The organism is Winogradskyella sp., assembly GCF_965228925.1.
Lineage (GTDB): Bacteria > Bacteroidota > Bacteroidia > Flavobacteriales > Flavobacteriaceae > Winogradskyella.
Genome location: NZ_OZ245845.1, coordinates 2,804,235 through 2,823,615 on the forward strand (window position 1 = coordinate 2,804,235; position 19,381 = coordinate 2,823,615).

Consider the following 19,381-nt stretch of genomic DNA (forward strand, 5'->3'; position numbering starts at 1 on the left):
TGCCTCACAATTCGCTATGACAGCTAGTAAATTAATACTTACCAAACAGTTCTTCTAATTTTTGAGTTCTGTAATTAAAGATCTCTTCAAGCTTTGGTTTAACCAATATAGGATGAACCAATTGTCCTAAAATACCCATTGGGATTTTATAGTCCACAATATCTTCCATTTCCACGCCTCCATCAATAGCTTTAATAAAATGTTTATGATGCCATAACGAATAAGGACCAAAGCGTTGTTCATCTACAAAGTATTCCTTATCCTTGACATGTGTAATTTCCGTAACCCACTTGGTTTTAATACCTAATACAGGAGTCACGATGTATTGAATAATCTGTCCGGGATACATAGGCCTGTCAGCACCAGAAAGTATGTTAAAGCCCATATAATCAGGTGTAATGGTTTTTAGATTTTTTGGACTCGATAAAAACTCCCAAGCTTCATCAACGGATATGGGAAGGTTCTGTTTTTTGTGTAAGGTATATATTTTCATGAGTTCGAAAGTCGAATTTATACTAATTATTAAACACAATATAGCCGTTTAAGGATGTTGCGATACAGAGCCAGATTAAGTAAGGTATCAGCAAATACTTGGCATATTTTAAACGGTCATTTCTAAAAGTGATAAAGAAATAAAAGATCACCATAAGCAAAAGGCTAATGACCAGTAAACCTAAAGTGATGCGATGCTGATTGAAAAATACCCAATTCCAACCTACATTTAAAAGTACTTGAAGCCCATAGACCAACCATATAAATCTTGAACTTCGGTTATGGAAAAGTTCGGCCAAATACCATGAAAAACAGACCATGATCGTGGTCCAAGCTGCTCCAAAGACCCAACCTGGTGGTGTCCATGGTGCTTTGTCGAGATTTAAGTACCACGAGGATTCTGGGCCATTATTCATCAACCAACTGCCAAGAGCCAGTCCGCCAAAATTGATGATTAAAAACAAGATGAAATAGACCAGTTTGCTCAAGGCATCAGTTTTTTAAAGCATCAATTTTTTCAAGTACACTTTGAGCGGCAGCATATTTTTTGTCGCTTTCGGCGCGGTTGGTGGTTGAAAGCTTATGCCAATCGGCCATGAGCTTTTCGTATTGTTTTTGCAGCTTTTCGAGCTCAGATGTTTTTTTAAATAAACCAAACATAGTTTTAATTTAAATATTTCGTGATGCGAGAATTAAAGGGTTTGGTAATAGAGTAGAAGAAGTCTAAAAATTCCCCGTGCTCATCCACCAAATACTTTTGAAAATTCCATTTAACGGTAGAATTTTGTTTCCCATTAATGGCTTTTGTTGTTAGCCATTCGTATAAGGGATGCTGATTTGGACCTTTGACATCGATTTTTTCAGTGATTAAGAACGATACACCATAATTGACTTCGCAAAACTCTTGGATATCTTCTGTAGTGCCAGGTTCTTGTCGTCCGAATTGATTACAAGGCACACCAATAATGACCAAGTGGTCTTTATAAGTGTCGTGCAGCTTCTGAAGCTCTCGATATTGCGGCGTAAATCCGCATTTTGAGGCGACATTAACGAATAGTAGTTTCTTACCTCTAAATTGAGACAAGGCTATAGCTTGACCTTGCAAACTGTTAATTTGGATGTCATAAATTGATTTTGATGCTTTTCGGGTCACATCGTTATCTGTTGCACTGAGCGTGCCAACAAAGGCTTTAAGTGGGTTCATAGGTTTAAATTTTGAAGCTTACTATGCCACAGTCCATTTCAAAAATCTGTCCTGAAAGAGATGCGGCCTTTTCGGATAATAAGAAGGTCGCCATATCGGCGACTTCTTCGGGTTGTAGGTATTTTTTTAGAGGATGGCGCTCATTCATATTTTCTATCATACGTTCGTTGCGCAGTAATTTCGATGCCAAATCGGTATCCGTAACCGTTGGAGCAATAGCATTGACTCTTATAGTCGGTGCCAGTTCTGCCCCTAAGGATTTTGTTAACCCTTCAACAGCCGACTTTGAAGCTGCAACACTCGCATGAAATGGCATACCTAGCTTTGCCGCTACCGTACTGAACAATAGGATAGAAGGCTTATGACCATGCTTTAATGCTGGTAAATACTTCTGAATAGCTTTTACAGCGCCAATGACATTGATATCAAAGTCTGATTTAAAATCGTCAATACTTAGCCTGTTTATAGGTTTTAAATTAATACTGCCCGGGCAATACACTAAACCATCAACAGCTTCAATATCGGGTAATTCATCACTGAGAATATCACAATCATAATGCCTTAAATGCTCATGAGAGGACTCAGGAGGTGTTCTACTAATATTCACGATGTTATGTGTTGGAAGCAAAGACGAGACGATTGCATGGCCTATGCCTTTGCTTCCACCAATTACAATGATAGTCTTCATTGGTCTTATGCAGCCGTTAAAGGTCTTCCTTTTAAGCGCTTTTCAATTTTTTGTTTTATCACTGTAAGACGCTTCATCAAGTCCATTAGTTTGGTGTCTTTCTTTTGCTTATAGATTTCATTTACCCCAAGAATAATTTCTTTGGCCTCTCTTGCGGCTAAAATTCTATCACTAGTGGTCTTAAACGAGAACTTTCTGTTTTCAAATTCTACTGCTCTTTCTAATATATCCATAGCTTAATTATTTAAATAGTTTTGTAATTCTGCGATTTTTTCTGGTGTATTGAATTCACCTCCATAATATGTGGTTACAGTTGCTGAGGTATCGTCTTTCACACCTCTCGAAGACACGCATAAATGCTTAGCATCAATGATAACCGCAACATCTTCTGTATCTAATACTGTTTTTAATTCATTGGCTATCTGGTTGGTCAAACGTTCTTGAACTTGAGGACGTTTGGCATAATATTGCACAATACGATTCAATTTTGATAAACCAATCACTTTCCCTGAAGATTTATAGGCGATATGTGCCTTACCAATAATAGGTACAAAATGATGCTCACAGTTGGAATAAAAGGTAATGTTCTTCTCTACCAACATCTGGTTATATTGGTACTTATTGTCAAACAAGGCTACCTTGGGTTTATTTTCTGGATCTAAGCCCGAAAATATCTCCTCCACGTACATTTTTGCCACGCGATCTGGCGTGCCTTTTAAGGAATCATCAGTTAAATCTAAACCAAGTACATCCATGATTTCTGAAAATAATATGGATATACGTTCTTTCTTTTCTTCATTAGACATCTCAAAAGCATTAGCTTTCATTGGTGTTTCTAACGATGTGAATAAATGATCATCACCTATGTCATCAATACTAAAACCGTTGAGGTAGTGACCATTTTTTTTGGAAATTGTTTCTGTATTCATAGAATCTTTTTAATGTGCTGTCTTTAAGTACTCCACACTTAAATCAAAGCACGTGTTAACGTTTTGAAATAGAGTTATTTGTTATAGTTCTTTGACGCGAGCATTTAAATCGGCCTTTGTCAAAAGTTCTTTTTTTAATATGTTTTGTTGCCCTGCCTTGCACGCGTGCTCTCCACATTTTGAAACTGCTCGGTTTCATTTCTCGTCGCATCAACGCTATGACTTCTTGTTCTTTAAGTCCAAATTGAAAAGTAATAGCTTCGAAAGGAGTGCGGTCTTCCCAAGCCATTTCTACTATTCTATCAATATCTTTTATCTCTAAAATCATATACTCTCAGGCATGGCAAACTGCATGTCATATTTCACTTTTTCATCCATAAGTTTGTCAAAAAACTTTTTATTTTCCTTGAACGTCTTGTTGTTTCTAAAGTGTATGAATCTGCCTTGCGCATGAATGCTAGAACCATTGACCTTATAAATCACTAATTGATAATAAGGAATAATCCAGGTGAAATTTTTCAAGCCTTGATTGATCATCACCAAGATACCCTTAGGTCGTAATTCAATATTCGCATAATTAATATCTGACACTTTGTTCATCATGCTCTGCATATTAGGACTCACTTCGTCAACAATCATACGTTTAGAGCCCACACCATGCATTTTCAATTTCTGTACCAAACTAAAAGGACTGCCAATAAGGTCAGCTATAATTTGTTTATGTTCAGGATGGTGATGTGTTGTGTTCAATATCATGACATGGTAAATATACAAAATGTTTAACCTTTTGTATTTAAAGTTAAACAAAGTTTAACACAGAATTAAGAATGTAAGAAAATTACCTTTAAAATCAGGCTATTCGTTCCTTAACATACGATTTCTGTCCCTTATGGTATGTCGTTTGAGAATGCGAAAACTTTCTTCGATAACCTCGGCGTCTTTTTTCATATTCCATAAGATATCGCTGGCTTTTTTCCGGTTTTCTTTAATGTCTACAATGGGGTAGGGATAATCAACACCCAGTTTAAAACTGAAGAAGGCCTGTTCCATGGGTGTCATAAGGTAAGGTTCGTGTACAAATGGTGTATCTAGGTGAGCCAACTCTGGAACCCATTTTCTGATGAAAACTGCATCGGGATCATGCTTTAGACTGTTCACTGTCGGATTATAAATCCTTAGGTTGTTAATACCCGTTTCTCCCGCTTGCATTTGTAGCTGTGGAAAGTGTATACCCGGTTCAAAATCCAGAAACTGCTGCGACAAATGTGTTGTTGCGGCCTGCCAAGGTTGCCATAAAATATGTGTAAAGAAGGAGGCTAACATAGCCCGCATTCTAAAGTTCACATATCCCGTTTCAATAAGACAGCGCATACTGGCATCTACGAGGGGAAATCCTGTTTGTCCTTCGCGCCAGGCCTTTTGATAGTCTTTTGAAATACTCTTTTTAAGCTTGTGATACCCTTTATTGACACTGGCATTTTCCATGGTATGCTCCATCTCGAACTTCTGAATAAAATGAGCTTGCCATCGCAATCGTGATATAAATGCGCCGATGTGACGTTTATCCTTAGACTTAGTTTTGACGTCTTGCGCTTTTTGGAATACTTGGCGTATGGATAAATTACCCCAAGCGATGTAGGGCGAAATTCTGCTACAGCTTGTACGTGATGCTTCTGGCTTCGAAATGTCAAACATATAGCTTTCGTGGCGACTTTCTAAAAAAGAATTGGCGTATTTCCAACCTATGGCACTGCCGCCTCTTTGAAATTTCGTGTCGGACGGCGTCTCTAAGTCCGTCACTGTTAAGACCTTCTCCAAAGTTTCAATATCTTGAATTGAGAGCAATTGGTTGGCCTTTGGTTGAAACTCCTCTAGATCTTGATACATGTACGCCTCCCAGTTTTCAAACCAATTATCCCTATTGGTCAAACCGCGTTCAACACCGTTGTTTTTGTTTTCCACCCAGTTAATCATGTTGTTTCTGCAATAGCGCGTAAATTCTTTATCTCTATTGTATGTGACGAGTAAACCAGTTTCTGTATGTGAGTAAATGGCATCGACTTTGTAAAACTCCTGAATAAGGTTAAAGGCCGTCTGTATATCGCTTGTTACCGTCAATACCTTGGTGCTGTATGGTTTTAATTGCGCATTGATGTCTTTTAAGGATTCTTTTATAAAATTAAAATGGCGAGGACTGTAATGGTCGTCGCTTAACAGTATAAACTCAAAGACATAGAGTAAGAGCGTGCGCTTGCTTGACTTTAAGGCATTGGAAATGGCCTCGTTATCCTCGAGTCTTAGATCGCGTTTTAGCCAAACGACATTTATGCGTTCTCGGTCTGCCATTCTAAAGTCTCTAAAAAGGTTTGCGCATTATTAAAGTGCCTTTCCTTCGTTTCCAGATTCATTTTATCAAAAGTCCGTATTAGCATGCCCAGTCTCGGATTACCCAAAAAGAAATCGCGGTGTTTATCCATAAAGGTCCAGAACAAACCATCCCAAGTCGATTGCCAATCCCCTTTTTTATAATTGCTCATTTTCATAATGTAATTGCTGCTACTGATATATGGTTTAGTAGACATCAAACCACCATCGGCATAGAGACTCATACCATATACATTGGGCACCATCACCCAATCGTACGCATCGATAAACAATTCCATAAACCATTTATAAACATCATCGGGATCAAACTCGCATAGCACCATAAAGTTGCCTAAAATCATTAAACGTTCTATATGATGCGCATAAGCGGTTTTGTTCACCTTTCGAATAACATCATCAATGGGTGGAATCCCAGTGGTGCCATTATAAAAGGATGATGGTATGTTGCGTTTAAAATTCCAGAAGTTTTTGGTGCGTTCTTCGGTACCTTTTACTTCATAGACTCCTCTTATAAATTCCCGCCAGCCCAGAATCTGCCGGACAAAACCTTCTGTTGAGTTCAAGGGCACATCATGGGATTGGGCGTATGCAATGGCTTTTTGTATGACATCCATAGGGTTTAAAAGTCCGACATTGATAAGCGGTGATAGAACACTATGATTCAAAAAATGAGCTTCTTTGACGATGGCGTCTTCGTAGATACCGAATTCGTGAAATCTTATGTCAAAGAATTGTTGCAACCAGGCTTCCGCAGCTTCAAAGTCTATAGGATAAATGCTCAATGCTGATAATTCTCCATAATGGGTACTAAAATTTTGACCAACATAGTCTTCGGCTTCTCTATGATACTCGGTTTTGTCAGGAAATTCTATACGTGGTGGTATTTTATCCTTTGGATATTTTTTGCGATTATCCGTATCATAAGTCCATTTGCCTCCTAAAGGTGCTCCAGAATTCATCAAAATATTTCTGTTTTTGCGCTGTTGCTTGTAGAATGCGGTTTGAAAAAATTTGGTCTTAGACGGTTTAAAAAAGGACTTTAACTCATCTTCAGAATTGATAAATAGTGGGTTCTCATACCAGGTTACTGTAATGTACTTTGAAACGGACTTAATATGCTTTTGAAGCCAATTATCCGTAGGATTTATAATATGTAGTCGTTTTAACCCATCGGCAATCAAACTTGGAATCAAGGTTCTTACGTCACACAGGCCCGATGTGGCTTCTATATAATGTACCTGCTTGCCTTTAGATGCCAAATAGGCTTCATAGGCTTTCATGGTGGCGCGATGAAAGGCTATTTTTTGTTTGTGAAATTTATAATGTTTAAAGAACAGAAACTCTTCGACCATATAGATATCACAGTTCAATTCGAGAACGGGTGAGTTCTTAAACAGTTGATGTGGAAATATGAGTGTTGCTTCTTTCATTTTTGTTTTCATTTGATTTAATCATTGCAAACACAGTGAAGCAATCTTTTAATTTTATGAGATTGCCGCGTCATTCGTTCCTCATTCCTCGCAATGACAATTAGTTTAAAATAAACTTGGTTGTAACCAAAGCCTTCTAAATGTTCCGCTAGTATCATAGCGCTCTGCTTGTAATTGTACATTAAACTTTCGGTCTCTTGGGTCGTTACCAACCCCAGCGACGTACATCCAATTGCCATAATTACTGTGTACGTCATAATCGATCAGTAAGGACTCGAAATATGAGGCGCCTATACGCCAATCGAGTTCGAGTTCCTTGGCAAAATACGATGCGACATTTTGTCGACCTCTGTTACTCATCCAACCCGTTTCTTTTAGTTCTATCATATTGGCATTGACAAAATCGGAAGGCGTTTCGCCATTGATCCATTGCTCTATTTGGGAGGCATTGGTAGACCATGTATAATCTTTTTGTAGAATGCCACCTAATTTAAAAATGTGGTTTCTATGTTTCATGGCGATGTATTTAAAATAGTCGCGCCAAATCAATTCGAAAATGAGCCAATAGGTCGATTGATTTTTAAAATATTCTTGTTCAAATTGTTTTACTTTCCAGTAAATCGTTCGCGCCGACATACTGCCATTTGCTAACCACGACGAGAATTTTGAGCTATAATCTACACCGACCAAACCATTTCTGGTTTTTTTGTAAACCCCGAGTTTTTTGGTGTTAAACGTATAATCTTCCAAACGCTTCAAAGCTTCTCTTTCTCCTCCTTTGAATGGGAATGCCGAATGCGGGTGGGGCTGAAAATCTTCAAATCCTAAATCTGCAAGGCTGGTAATGGATGTGTTGTTGTCGATTCTGTATTCCTCAGATTGTTTTTTAGTTTGAATCGTTTCACGTATGGCAATATATTTTTCAAGTTTTTTTCTAAATACGGTGAAGACCTGTGGTGTATTGTCAATCTCAAAATTGATATCATCAGGATGATACAAAAACTGGTTGTACATAGAATGCCATCCAATATTTGATAATTTTGATTTTACCGCAATTTCAACATCCACCTCTTCTTGGGTCCATTCCTTTTGCAGGTAAATACTTGAAACATTAAAAGTTTCACAGAGCTTTGGTACGACAGCCTCTGGTGTATCATGGTAAACCAATAAATCAATATTTAAGGCATTTAGCTGTAGTTTTAAATCTTTAATAGATTCAATTAGGAATTTTGCCCTAAACTTTTCGGTTTTTTTAAATCCATAGGCATTCAACTCAAATAGCCTAGGATCAAAACAATACAGGCCAATGACACGCTTACCATTTTTACAAGCTTCAGCTAAAACGGCATTGTCAATAGTTCTTAAGTCATTTCTAAACCAAACTAGGTTCGTTTTTTCGTTCTTCTGCATCTTTCACTACAATATTTTACAGTATTCCAATTTTTAGCCCATTTTTTTCTCCAAACGAATGGGCGTTTACAAACCAGACATATTTTTTCTGGGAGATGTTGTTTTTTAACACCTTTCATTTTGGCTCAACCAAGGCATTAATCATACCCTTAAAAACAAAAGCGTGGAATGGCAAAACCATATACCAATACAAACGCCCCCAAACGCCTTTGGGTCTAAATACAGCACGTTGGTAAAGTTTATCCTTGACGATCTTAAACTCTAACCAAGCTTCACCGGGGAGCTTCATCTCTGCAAAGAGTAATAGCCGTTTTTCGCTTTTGTCCGCGAACAAAACACGCCAAAAATCTAAAGGATCACCAGGTTCTAAATAAGTATCATGCGTTCTGCCTCTACGCAATCCTACACCACCAAACAACTTGTCGACATAACCTCTTAGTTTCCACAAACCATTAAAACTATACCAGCCATTACGCCCGCCAATACTCCATATTTTGTTTATCGTGAACTGTTCGTCCTTTACTTTTCTGGAGCGCACATCTTTAAAACAACCAAACTGCGGTAATTCGATGTGTTTGGAGAGCTGATCCTTAAAAACGCCACTGCTGACAGCATCCTTCCAGCTAGAAACCACTGAATTTTGCTGTATTTTTTGAAAGGCCAAATTCACCGCCGTTTTATAGGTCATAGGCTCGATATCAATATGTTCATTGATATCACTGGGTTTACCAATGACTTCGACCTTCATACTATCCACTAAAGCTTGGGCCAACTGAAACGACGTAGAGGTAACAAAATATAACCAATACGATGACAGTTTAGGGGTTAATATGGGGAGCGTATATATGTATCTTTTTAACCCACGAACCTTAGCAAACTGCAATAACATATCTTTATAAGTCAATATCTCGGGCCCAAAGATGTCGTATGATCTATTGTATAGTTGTTTTTTTCCGATAGCACTTGACAAATAGGTGAGAACGTCCCTGATACTGATAGGCTGAGATTTGGTGTTTAGCCATTTTGGTGTAATCATAAGAGGAAGCTTCTCTACAATATCTCTTATAATTTCAAATGAGGCGCTGCCACTTCCTACGATGATTCCTGCTCTGAAGGTGGTGAGGGCATACTTGGATGATTTTAAGGTATCCTCAACTTGTAAACGCGACTTCAGGTGTTTGGACAAGGAATGGTCATTGACGATACCACTTAAATAGATGACTTGTTTACAACTAGTGGCTTCTATAAGATGTTTAAAGTTTAATGCACATTGAAGCTCCAGATTTTCAAAATTTTTGGCATTGGTCGCCATAGAATGGATAAGGTAATAGGCGACATCTATGGTTTTAGGGATTTGGTCTGCTTTTGGATGAAGAAAATCAATCTTGATAAACGTACATAATGGATGGGTTTCGATTTCATCCGGAATGCGATTCATGTCACGGACACAACAGATGAGTTCGTGCTTAGCTTCAAGCAGCTGAAGTGCTAGTCGTTTGGCAATGTAGCCCGTTGTGCCTGTTATTAAAATACGCATTAGTCATTTAATTTTTCCAGTACGGTTTTAGGTCTTTGATAGTCTAATCGGGTTTTTAACTCGGGTACAGCATAACCGTCCAAACCATTAATAGTGGCGACTTTGCCTTTAGATAAATTAATGAAACCATCTTTCTCTAATAAATCGTCGGGAACGTATAATTTGGTGATTTTACCAATCAATAAAATGGTATTGTTTGCTTTAATTGGGTATTCTTCAACATATTCCATAGCCATTTGAACCGGACAGCCTTTAACAAATGGGGCTGAAAAGTCATCTTTATATTCTTCCTCCAAATCGGTCACATCAAATTCTGATACAGAAGCATCATATTTAGCGGAAGTGTGATGGGCGTCCTCTAGAATATCTAAGTGGATGTGATTTAGCGTATATTGTCCCGTCGTTTTGATATTATCATAGGTATTCCTGATCACCGTTGTAGGTCTTAAGAAAAAACCTAACAAGCCAGGATTAGATCCTAGGTGTGTTACAGAACTAAATACCGCCACATTAGAGGTCCCAAGCTCATCTATAGTACCAATGAGATTTGCAGACTTATAGCCAGAACAACTGTTGATTAAGTTGATACGGTATAAATGATGCATAGTGTTGATATCCTCTAAGGAAAATGTAGCCATTTATAGATGTATAAAATTGTTGATTTTTATGTTTTCGGCCTTGAGGTCGAACATGAGATTGTACAAGCCAAAGAATGTACGATTGATGTAAATAAAGTGCTTAGACCCTCTATTACCATTCATGTTTCTGAGTTCGGTACTCTTAGAATATTTCTGTCCCATTTCTGCCACCTGATTAAAGAACTCTGGATTCGAAAAATCAAAAATGTCGTTATGAAAGGGCTGCGTAAAGAGGCTTAGTAATTCATGAAACATTGCGCTAAAAAACTGAATCTCTTCTTCAGAATCATCTGGTCTCAAGATTTCCAATTCGTACATTTTTGCCTTGAAGATATTTGGGTCTTCAATACTTTCTTTTTTAGCAAGTTCAAAATACGGGACATAAAAGTCATCTGGGATGGATTTCATACAACCAAAATCTAAGGCGATTAAATGACCATCTTCGGAAATTAAGAAATTACCAGGATGGGGATCGGCATGCACTTTTTTAAGTTTATGAATCTGGTACATATAAAAATCCCATAGGGCCTGTCCTAGGATATTGGATAAGTCTTGATTCGTATTATGCGCTACAAATTCTGAAAGGTGTTCACCTTTCATGTAATCCATGGTGATGATGCGCTCAGAAGAGTATTCCTCATAATAATTAGGGAACTTTAAGTTTGGAATATGCTTACAAGCTTCAACGACTGCTTTGCTCTGTGCTACTTCTAAAAGGTAGTTGGTTTCCTCGACCAATTTGTCTTCAACTTCCTGAAAGTATTTATCCGAGTCTTTACCTTTGATATTGAACATTTTAATCGCTACAGGCTTCACCAAAGCCAAGTCTGAGGCGATACTCTCCGCAACTCCAGGATATTGGATTTTCACAGCAAATTTTTTCCCATTCTTATCTGCGATGTGTACTTGACCAATGCTCGCAGCATTAACTGAAGTTGCGTTGAAAGTATCAAAAAGTTCATTGGGATGTTTCCCAAAATATTTTTTAAATGTCTTTATCACCAAAGGTGGTGATAATGGTGGTACGGAAAACTGAGATAGGGAAAATTTTTCTACATAAGCTTTTGGTAAGATACTCTTTTCCATACTAAGCATTTGTGCGACCTTGAGTGCACTGCCCTTAAGCTTTTTAAGGCTATCGTAAATATCTTCTGCGTTGTTTTTATTGAGACGTTCCTTAGCTTCTTCTTTAGAATTCACCATTTTGTCTCCGTAATATTTTAAATAATTAACACCGACTTTAGCACCTGTACTAACCAGTTTTGAGGCACGGGATATTTTGGTTATGGGTATACTATCTATGGTCTTCATTTAGTTCATGTGCATTTTTTCTTTATACAAGAATTTACCGAGATCAATAATACTTTTGAGTGGTGCAGTATCTATTAAATCGAAGCTCGCCCTAACGGATTTCTCAATAAATAAATCTGTTTTTTCGAACCCCGGTGAAGTATCATCCAGCCAAAACCGCATAGTCATTAATAATTGTAGCCAAGCCGATTCTTTTAAACTTCTGTTTTGTAACCGCACCAATTGTTCTTGTTTAAGGTCAATTGTTTTAATGTTGAGGTGCTCGATATAGTTGACAAATCTTTTCTTGAGATGGACGAGCGTTCTAAGCGATTTTAAAGAAGATTTATGGCCATCAAGGGCATAGGTCACATAACTTCTGTTCGCTGTCAATACCTCGAAGAAGGTGTAATAGAAACTCAATAATTTATTCTTGGCGTCAAAGGTTAAGTAGTCTTCACTTTTTTCTAAGACAGCATGCGCATTGTCAAAGAATATTTTAAAGATAGATCGCTCTAAAGAGTCAAAGGAAGCAAAAAAGCCATAGAATTCTTGTTCTTCGAAATTATGGTCCTTCGCGAATGCGTAAACGGATTTAGGATTTTCGTTATGTGTCAACACATAATCCATGTAAAACCCGACGATGTCTGTTTGTGATATTGATTTTTTCTTAGCCATGGTATTTACTTTACCATGTAAAGATACAAATTGTTTAACTATTTTAATTAAAGGTTAAACAAAATTTAACAAGATGGATGGATTTTCGCCTATATGTTGGCTTAACAACCGTCTTTACAACAGTCATCCTCCTTAACCAGTTTGCAGCTCATTACGGCCAAAAGAGCTCCAATAACTGGTGCGGACAGATACAACCATAAATGCTGAAGATTTCCTGAAACCACTGCTGGGGCTAAGGATCTAGCTGGATTCATGGAGGCCTTGGTCATGGGGCCTGCAAACATGGCTTCCAACAGAATTACAGCACCGACGGCTATGGCAGCCATAGTGCCTATTTCTTTGCTTCCTGTAGATACATTGATAATGACTACCATTAAAAAAAACGTTAGCAATAGTTCTAAGATAAAGGCTTTATATGGAGCAAAGCCTTCCGCTGGGTAGGTGTGCCCAAAGCTATTGCTCTCTGGAAATAAAATCCATAGGGTTCCAATAGCAAGAAATGCGCCTACAACTTGAAATAAAATGTATACTGGAACATCAGCCCACCTGAATCGCTTTGCGAAAGCAAATGCTATAGTCACTGCAGGATTAAAATGTGCGCCAGATATCTCCCCAAAGGCATAGATCATAGCCATCACAATCAACCCCCAAGTTATAGCAATACCAACATGAGATACGGCACCGCCTGTGATTTCATTCACGGTCATAGCACCACAACCGCAAAATACCATAGAAAAGGTACCTACTAACTCTGCAAATGCTTTTTTCATAAGGTTTTTAAGTTTGAGAACACATAGTTTAGCTCCGTTGCGATTTGAAGGCTACGTTCTAAATACATTTCGGCCTGTTGTGGTGTATTGTCGAATGCCTTAGGGTCTTCATAGGTCAAGGGAATACGTTGTTCTGATCCTGGTACAAAGGGACAAGCTTCGTTCGCCGAATCACAAGTCATAATTGCTGCAAATTCTGATGACGGATTGAAGGCTGCATCAAATGGTTTTGAGAATCCAATAATAGGATGGGTTACCTCAGAATATTTAATGGCATAGACTGGATTGCTCGTATCAGAAAGTTTTTCAATCTTAAACCCGGAAGTTTCTAGCGCTTTTGCCACCAATGGAAATAGGGCAGTAGCTTCGGTTCCACCAGAGTATGTAAATACATTACCGATGTTATGGTAATGAGCTAATGTTTGTGCCCAGACTTGAGATAAATGACTACGACGAGAGTTATGGGTACAAATAAAATTCAAGTTAATAATCGCTCCATCCTTGATTTTATTCTGAATGAAATCAATCAGTTGTTGTAAAATCTCTTTTCGTTCATCCGGGATGGATTTACTTTCTAGTTGGCCTAGGGTACGAGCGATGCTATTATAAATCATGTATTGTGCGTTTTAGGATATACCTACTATTTTACTTCGTCTTTCTAATATGACTTTGTTTTTCCATTGCCCATTAAGACATCCGATCTTTTCTCTATAGCCGATGGTTCTGAAACCGCATTTTTTGTGAAGTTTTAGACTAGCAATATTGCCTTCCATGATACCACCTTGTAGGGTCCAAATACCATTTTTTTCGCTTTCATCTATTAGTTTTAGAAGCAATTGTGTACCGATGGACTTTCCTTGAGCTTCTGGGTGAACATATACACTTACTTCGGCCACACCTTTATAACAATTTCGGTCCGATACTTTGCTTAAAGCTCCCCAACCTAAGATTTTTGAGTTTTGTTTTAGCGCAAATCTGCAATAGGACAAATGCTTTTTGTCCCAGGTATTAAAATCAGGAATTTCAGTTTCAAATGTGGCATAACCAGCAGCAATACCCAATTTATAGATTTCTGCTACAGCCGCATAATTTGAACGCTTAATGGAAACAAAGACCATGTATTACAAGCTTAACAACACCCTGAATTTGGCTCACAACAAGCCGATGTTTTTTGTAAATCCGATAGTCGCACACGTGGTTTTTCTGAAGGAATGCCACAATTGTCTTTGGCTAAACAATCGGTTTGGGTTGTAGTCAATAAAAAGTGCTTACCGTCAAAGTCTAAATTGTACTTGCCAATAGTATCGCCTTGGTATTCAACTTCAATATCCAAATCACCAATGTTTAGGACATTTTGAGAGAGTTCTATAATCTTCAACAGTTTTTCGGGATGTAGTCTATGATCGTAGTCGTTGGCTTCCCAAAGTTGAAAGTTAACGACTTCTTCATGTCTAACGGTGCCACCACAATCTATAAAGTCTTTTGTAACTTTGCCTACTTCGGTGACGTGAAAATGCCTAGGCACTAAGGTGCCATTTGGTAATTGAAAAGCTATAGTATCTAGCGTTTTGAGCTTTGATTTTATTTCTGATAATTTCATATTTAAAAATTTAACAACAGTCGTTGGATTTTATGTCTTGGTTAAAAAATACGTTTAATACATGTTTCATTTCGGACCATTTGTCTTGATCGATACAGTAGCAAACACTGGTTCCTTCGATACTACCTTTTATCAAGCCCAAGGTTTTCAGTTCTTTAAGATGTTGAGAAATAGTCGCTTGTGCTAGTCCAATTTCCTCCACTAAATCCCCACAAATACAAGAATTTGTTTTAAAAAGATGATGCAAGATAGCTACACGTGCTGGGTGTGCAAACGCCTTCGCAAGTGTTGCGATTTCATTCTGTACATCGGTAAAAATCTCAGTTTTTGTGAGTCCCATTGATCAATTCATTTATATATTGCAATATTACGATTAATATTCGATTTATTAGACCTATTAGCCTAAAAATTTACTTCTTTTAAGTATTCCTTAACACCTATACCCTAGGTTATATAGTACCTTTATGCCACTAATAAAAAATCACTTAACACTAATCAAAATGAAGAAATTAGTACTTTTTGTATTTGCATTAACACTTACGTTTTCTGTAAGTGCGCAAGTTGAAACCCCCCAACCGAGTCCTTTTACAAAAATTGAACAAAAGGTTGGTCTTACTGACGTTACCCTAGAATACTCTCGCCCGAGTATGAAAGGAAGAAAGATATTTGGAGATTTAGTTCCTTATGGCAAGATGTGGAGAGCCGGCGCTAACAAGAATACAACCATTACGTTTAGTGATGATGTTACTATTGATGGTAATAATGTAAAAGCAGGTTCTTATGCTATTTTTATTTCTCCAAATAAAGAATCTTGGGATGTCGTTTTCTACTCTGATACTGAAAATTGGGGTACTCCAAGAGAGTGGGACGATTCTAAAGTAGCTGCTAAAGCTTCTGCCAAGGCTTATGAGATGCCTATGAGTGTTGAAACTTGGACTATTGGAATTGATGATGTCACTAATAGTTCTGCACACATTGGTTTTATCTGGGAGAATACGTATGCCGCTGTAAAGTTTGAAGTACCTACAGATACCAAGGTGTCTGCTTCTATAAATAAAGTGATGTCCGGACCATCACCTAATGATTATTATGCTGCGGCAGTCTATAGCTTATCTGAAGGTAAGGATTTGGATAAGGCCATGAAATGGATCGATAAGGCCGTAGAGATGACCAGTGATCAGCCACGTTTTTGGTACTTGAGACAGCAGTCTCTGATTCATGCAGCCAATGGTGATAAAAAAGGTGCCATTGCAGCCGCTAAAAAGTCGCTTGAAGGTGCAACAAAAGCTGAAAATGCAGACTATATTAAGATGAATAAAGAGTCCTTAAAGGAATGGGGAGCGATGTAATACATGCTCTTTAAGAGAAATATCTGAAAAGCGTAACTTATTGAGTTACGCTTTTTTTGTTTACATCAGCTATAATTTAAACCTATACAATGCCTAACCCTATCTAGGGTAGCAATGAGATCCATACTTCTATCGAATGACATCATATTGCTTTCCTTTTTGCCTTGCCTTATGAGATTATTAAAATGGGCTATTTCGTAACTATAACCGATGGTCTTATAATCAAACGTTTTCAATTCGGTATGCCCCTGTCGGTCAATCAGCAAGACCGACGATGGCTCGTGAAAGCGTCCATTGATTTTAATGGTTCCATATTCGCAATACAACGTAGCTTCTGTTTTGGTCTCTTCGAGTAAGGTGCTTTTTAAATGTGCTTTTGCCTTGTTGTGATGAAATATCATCTCACAATTGGAATCTGCTCCATTAGGGAAGGTCTCAGCTTTTGCTTCGATACGATTCGGTATTCCGAGCGTCGAAAGTGCAGCGAAAATAGGGTAGATGCCTATATCCAATAAGCTTCCTCCACCTAGGGCTTTGTCAAATACTCTTGAATTTTCATCATATAATGGATGGAAACCAAAATCGGCTTCCATTTTAATAACCTCACCAAAATACTTGGTTTCTATAAGCTTTGTCACATATTGAAAATGCGGTAAGAATGCGGTCCATAGGGCTTCCATTAACAGCGTATTGTGCTTTTGGGCCATTTGAATCATGTCTTTGACTTCATTGAGATTCATAGCAAAAGGCTTTTCGCATAACACCGGAATGTTGTGGTTTAAGCAGAGCAGGGTATGGGTATGATGAAAACTATGTGGGGTTGCAATATAGACGGCATCTATATTTGGATCTAAAACCAATGCTTCATAACTGTCATAGGATGCACTAGCATTAAATTCGGATGCGAACTTTTCCGCTTTTAAGAGATTGCGCGAAGCTATACCATAAAGTTCAGTGTTGTCCAATGTGCTCAAATCAAGAGCGAATTTTTTGGCGATTTTCCCTGCACCAATGATGCCCCAACGAATAACTTTTAGACTCAAGCCTTTACCTTTTTAGGTATTATGGGTTGTAAAATATGAGCTATGACCATAACAATAACACAGCCAATTAAATTAAGCCATAAATACGGTAAATTGATAATTTCGAAATTATCTAAGAAATAAAGTACAATGATAAAAACCTGAGTAATCAGTGCTCCAATAAAAACCGCATGACCTCTAATGTGTTTAAAGAAAAATGCCAACAAGAAGATGCCCAGTACATTACCGTAAAATATGGATCCAATAATGTTGACGAGTTGAATAAGGTTCTCTGCAAGGTTGGCAAAACAAGCAATGATAATAGCTACGATGCCCCAACCAAAGGTAAACCATTTGGTCATATTGACCATGTGTTGCTCTCCTTTATCGTCTTTTAAGTTTCTTCCGTATAAGTCTATCGAGGTAATGGTGGCCAATGCATTAATTTCTGAAGCCGTAGAGGACATAGCTGCAGAAAGAATTACAGCCAGTAAAAGGCCAATTAAACCTTTGGGTAGGTGATTCAAAATAAAAGTGATAAACATATAATCCCTGTCATTGGTTTCCGTGTCCTTAGCGGCATCTTTATACAGTGTGTTTAGTTGCGCTGATTTTTCCTTATAGATTTCACTTTCAGGATTAGATTTTAAGTCTTCAACTTCCTTTTGAAGTTTGATGTATTCGTCTCTATATTCGGGATCTATGGCTTTTTTGATCAGGAATTTTGATTCTGAACGATAGGTTTTTTCTAAGCTGTCAATTGCGAATAACTCAGATTTCAAATCAGGGTTTTTACTTTCAGTATAAGCTAGACTTAGGCGTTGTTTGGTATCGAAAAGTTCAGCCTGTTTATCCTGAAGTGTTTTATAGGCATTACCATATTCAGAGGCTAAAACCTTTTGAGTAGATGCATCAATAAAGTTGAGAGGTGAGGGGTTAAATTGGTAAAAAACAAATACCATGACTCCAACCAACAAGATAAAAAACTGCATAGGGACTTTCAACAAGCCATTAAAGAGTAGGCCCATTTGCATTTCCTTCATGGATTTACCCGATAAGTAGCGCTGTACTTGACTTTGATCGGTCCCAAAATAGGACAACATTAAAAAAGTACCGCCAATAAATCCAGTCCAAACGGTATATCTATTGTTTAAATCAAAAGAGAAATCCAAAACTTGCATTTTACCTGTAGCGCCAGCAATATCTATGGCATCGGTAAAAGAAACTTTATCAGGAATTAAATTAATAATAATGACCAAAGCCGCAATCATACCAGCAAAAATGACAAACATTTGTTGCTTTTGAGTTACCGTTACTGCCTTTGTTCCTCCCGAAACGGTATAGATGATGACAAGGACACCGATGATAATGTTAAGAGTTATGATATTCCAGCCCAAGACGACCGATAGGATAATGGCTGGTGCAAAGATGGTAATACCAGCAGCTAAACCGCGTTGAATCAAAAATAGAATGGCGGTAAGGGTCCGGGTTTTTAGGTCAAATCGGTTTTCTAAAAATTCATAAGCCGTGTAGACTTTCAGACGATGGTATAACGGAATAAATACCAAGCAGATAATGACCATAGCGATGGGTAGTCCAAAATAAAATTGAACAAATCCCATACCGTCCGAAAAGGCCTGACCTGTGGTGGATAAAAAGGTGATAGCACTGGCTTGGGTGGCCATAACGGACAAGCCGATGGTCCACCATTTTGAGGAGTTTCCACCTCTAACATAGTCCTGAACGTTTTTACTGCCTCTAGTTTTCCAAGTACCATAGCCTACAATAGTAGCTAAAGTGACTATTAAAACCGTCCAGTCAATCCAATCTAAAGTTTGTTGCATAAGCTTAAGCGAATGAAGCCGTTATGAAGTAAAATAGAACAATGTACAGGGCATTAGCAATTAAGACAATGGTATACATTTTATCCCATTTTTGTTTTGGTTGAGGTTGGTCAGG

The 19,381-nt window shown here is 37.9% G+C and carries 25 protein-coding genes; 1 reads left to right on the forward strand and 24 read right to left on the reverse strand.

Features of this window, described 5'->3' with window-relative positions; genetic code table 11:
- Positions 1 to 31: 31 nt before the first annotated feature.
- From ACO052_RS11450 to ACO052_RS11555, 22 genes are all read right to left on the reverse strand, one after another.
- Positions 32 to 493: an SRPBCC family protein gene (locus tag ACO052_RS11450; RefSeq protein ID WP_422103890.1), complete on the reverse strand. Its 462-nt coding sequence runs from the start codon at positions 491 to 493 to the stop codon at positions 32 to 34.
- 22 nt (positions 494 to 515) lie between these two features.
- Positions 516 to 980 carry a TspO/MBR family protein gene (locus ACO052_RS11455; protein ID WP_422103891.1) on the reverse strand — a complete coding sequence of 155 codons (465 nt, stop codon included), beginning with the start codon at positions 978 to 980 and terminating at the stop codon, positions 516 to 518.
- Positions 981 to 984: 4 nt separating this feature from the next.
- On the reverse strand, positions 985 to 1,152 hold the full coding sequence (locus ACO052_RS11460) for a Lacal_2735 family protein (RefSeq protein WP_422103892.1): 168 nt from the start codon (positions 1,150 to 1,152) through the stop codon (positions 985 to 987).
- Between the two features lie 4 nt (positions 1,153 to 1,156).
- Positions 1,157 to 1,696 carry a glutathione peroxidase gene (locus tag ACO052_RS11465; protein ID WP_422103893.1) on the reverse strand — a complete coding sequence of 180 codons (540 nt, stop codon included), beginning with the start codon at positions 1,694 to 1,696 and terminating at the stop codon, positions 1,157 to 1,159.
- Positions 1,697 to 1,700: 4 nt separating this feature from the next.
- Positions 1,701 to 2,384 carry an SDR family NAD(P)-dependent oxidoreductase gene (locus ACO052_RS11470; RefSeq protein ID WP_422103895.1) on the reverse strand — a complete coding sequence of 228 codons (684 nt, stop codon included), beginning with the start codon at positions 2,382 to 2,384 and terminating at the stop codon, positions 1,701 to 1,703.
- A gap of 5 nt (positions 2,385 to 2,389) precedes the next feature.
- Positions 2,390 to 2,617, reverse strand: a complete 228-nt coding sequence (locus ACO052_RS11475; protein WP_422103896.1) for a hypothetical protein — start codon at positions 2,615 to 2,617, stop codon at positions 2,390 to 2,392.
- A 3-nt stretch (positions 2,618 to 2,620) separates the two neighbouring features.
- Positions 2,621 to 3,313: a GTP cyclohydrolase I FolE gene (folE, locus tag ACO052_RS11480; RefSeq protein WP_422103897.1), complete on the reverse strand. Its 693-nt coding sequence runs from the start codon at positions 3,311 to 3,313 to the stop codon at positions 2,621 to 2,623.
- A gap of 55 nt (positions 3,314 to 3,368) precedes the next feature.
- The gene (locus ACO052_RS11485) at positions 3,369 to 3,641 is read right to left on the reverse strand and encodes a TIGR03643 family protein (RefSeq protein WP_422103899.1); all 273 of its coding nucleotides are present in this window, start codon (positions 3,639 to 3,641) and stop codon (positions 3,369 to 3,371) included.
- A complete protein-coding gene (locus ACO052_RS11490) occupies positions 3,638 to 4,069 on the reverse strand; it encodes a hypothetical protein (protein ID WP_422103900.1) in 432 nt (143 codons plus the stop codon). The genes ACO052_RS11485 and ACO052_RS11490 overlap by 4 nt, the downstream gene beginning before the upstream one ends.
- Before the next feature lie 99 nt (positions 4,070 to 4,168).
- Positions 4,169 to 5,659 carry a deoxyribodipyrimidine photo-lyase/cryptochrome family protein gene (locus ACO052_RS11495; protein ID WP_422103901.1) on the reverse strand — a complete coding sequence of 497 codons (1,491 nt, stop codon included), beginning with the start codon at positions 5,657 to 5,659 and terminating at the stop codon, positions 4,169 to 4,171.
- Entirely contained in the window at positions 5,638 to 7,140 is a 1,503-nt protein-coding gene (locus tag ACO052_RS11500; RefSeq protein WP_422103902.1) for a cryptochrome/photolyase family protein, read from the reverse strand. The genes ACO052_RS11495 and ACO052_RS11500 overlap by 22 nt, the downstream gene beginning before the upstream one ends.
- A 93-nt stretch (positions 7,141 to 7,233) precedes the next feature.
- Complete coding sequence (locus tag ACO052_RS11505; RefSeq protein WP_422103903.1) at positions 7,234 to 8,538, reverse strand: DASH family cryptochrome; 1,305 nt, start codon at positions 8,536 to 8,538, stop codon at positions 7,234 to 7,236.
- Positions 8,511 to 8,657, reverse strand: a complete 147-nt coding sequence (locus ACO052_RS11510; RefSeq protein WP_422103904.1) for a DUF2256 domain-containing protein — start codon at positions 8,655 to 8,657, stop codon at positions 8,511 to 8,513. Before ACO052_RS11510 ends, ACO052_RS11505 begins: the two co-directional genes overlap by 28 nt.
- The gene (locus ACO052_RS11515; protein WP_422103906.1) at positions 8,654 to 10,075 is read right to left on the reverse strand and encodes an SDR family oxidoreductase; all 1,422 of its coding nucleotides are present in this window, start codon (positions 10,073 to 10,075) and stop codon (positions 8,654 to 8,656) included. Before ACO052_RS11515 ends, ACO052_RS11510 begins: the two co-directional genes overlap by 4 nt.
- Positions 10,075 to 10,713: a flavin reductase family protein gene (locus ACO052_RS11520; protein ID WP_422103908.1), complete on the reverse strand. Its 639-nt coding sequence runs from the start codon at positions 10,711 to 10,713 to the stop codon at positions 10,075 to 10,077. Before ACO052_RS11520 ends, ACO052_RS11515 begins: the two co-directional genes overlap by 1 nt.
- Positions 10,714 to 12,024, reverse strand: coding sequence for an ABC1 kinase family protein (locus ACO052_RS11525; RefSeq protein ID WP_422103909.1), 1,311 nt, complete (start codon positions 12,022 to 12,024; stop codon positions 10,714 to 10,716).
- Complete coding sequence (locus tag ACO052_RS11530) at positions 12,025 to 12,681, reverse strand: TetR family transcriptional regulator C-terminal domain-containing protein (RefSeq protein ID WP_422103910.1); 657 nt, start codon at positions 12,679 to 12,681, stop codon at positions 12,025 to 12,027.
- A 101-nt stretch (positions 12,682 to 12,782) separates the two neighbouring features.
- Entirely contained in the window at positions 12,783 to 13,451 is a 669-nt protein-coding gene (locus tag ACO052_RS11535) for an MIP/aquaporin family protein (RefSeq protein ID WP_422103911.1), read from the reverse strand.
- Complete coding sequence (locus ACO052_RS11540; RefSeq protein ID WP_422103912.1) at positions 13,448 to 14,065, reverse strand: protein-tyrosine-phosphatase; 618 nt, start codon at positions 14,063 to 14,065, stop codon at positions 13,448 to 13,450. The genes ACO052_RS11535 and ACO052_RS11540 overlap by 4 nt, the downstream gene beginning before the upstream one ends.
- Before the next feature lie 12 nt (positions 14,066 to 14,077).
- The gene (locus ACO052_RS11545) at positions 14,078 to 14,569 is read right to left on the reverse strand and encodes a GNAT family N-acetyltransferase (RefSeq protein WP_422103913.1); all 492 of its coding nucleotides are present in this window, start codon (positions 14,567 to 14,569) and stop codon (positions 14,078 to 14,080) included.
- An 11-nt stretch (positions 14,570 to 14,580) separates the two neighbouring features.
- A complete protein-coding gene (locus ACO052_RS11550; protein ID WP_422103914.1) occupies positions 14,581 to 15,051 on the reverse strand; it encodes a DUF6428 family protein in 471 nt (156 codons plus the stop codon).
- A gap of 10 nt (positions 15,052 to 15,061) precedes the next feature.
- Positions 15,062 to 15,391 (reverse strand): ArsR/SmtB family transcription factor, encoded by a 330-nt coding sequence (locus ACO052_RS11555; protein ID WP_422103915.1) that lies wholly within the window; start codon positions 15,389 to 15,391, stop codon positions 15,062 to 15,064.
- Between the two features lie 160 nt (positions 15,392 to 15,551).
- On the opposite strand from ACO052_RS11555, the gene ACO052_RS11560 reads away from it, so the two are divergent.
- The gene (locus tag ACO052_RS11560) at positions 15,552 to 16,400 is read left to right on the forward strand and encodes a DUF2911 domain-containing protein (RefSeq protein ID WP_422103916.1); all 849 of its coding nucleotides are present in this window, start codon (positions 15,552 to 15,554) and stop codon (positions 16,398 to 16,400) included.
- A gap of 65 nt (positions 16,401 to 16,465) precedes the next feature.
- On the opposite strand, the gene ACO052_RS11565 is transcribed toward ACO052_RS11560, so the two are convergent.
- Together ACO052_RS11565 and ACO052_RS11570 are read right to left on the reverse strand one after the other, a co-directional pair.
- Entirely contained in the window at positions 16,466 to 17,443 is a 978-nt protein-coding gene (locus ACO052_RS11565) for a Gfo/Idh/MocA family protein (protein WP_422103917.1), read from the reverse strand.
- The gene (locus ACO052_RS11570; RefSeq protein ID WP_422103918.1) at positions 17,440 to 19,266 is read right to left on the reverse strand and encodes a sodium:solute symporter; all 1,827 of its coding nucleotides are present in this window, start codon (positions 19,264 to 19,266) and stop codon (positions 17,440 to 17,442) included. The genes ACO052_RS11565 and ACO052_RS11570 overlap by 4 nt, the downstream gene beginning before the upstream one ends.
- Between the last annotated feature and the right edge of the window lie 115 nt (positions 19,267 to 19,381).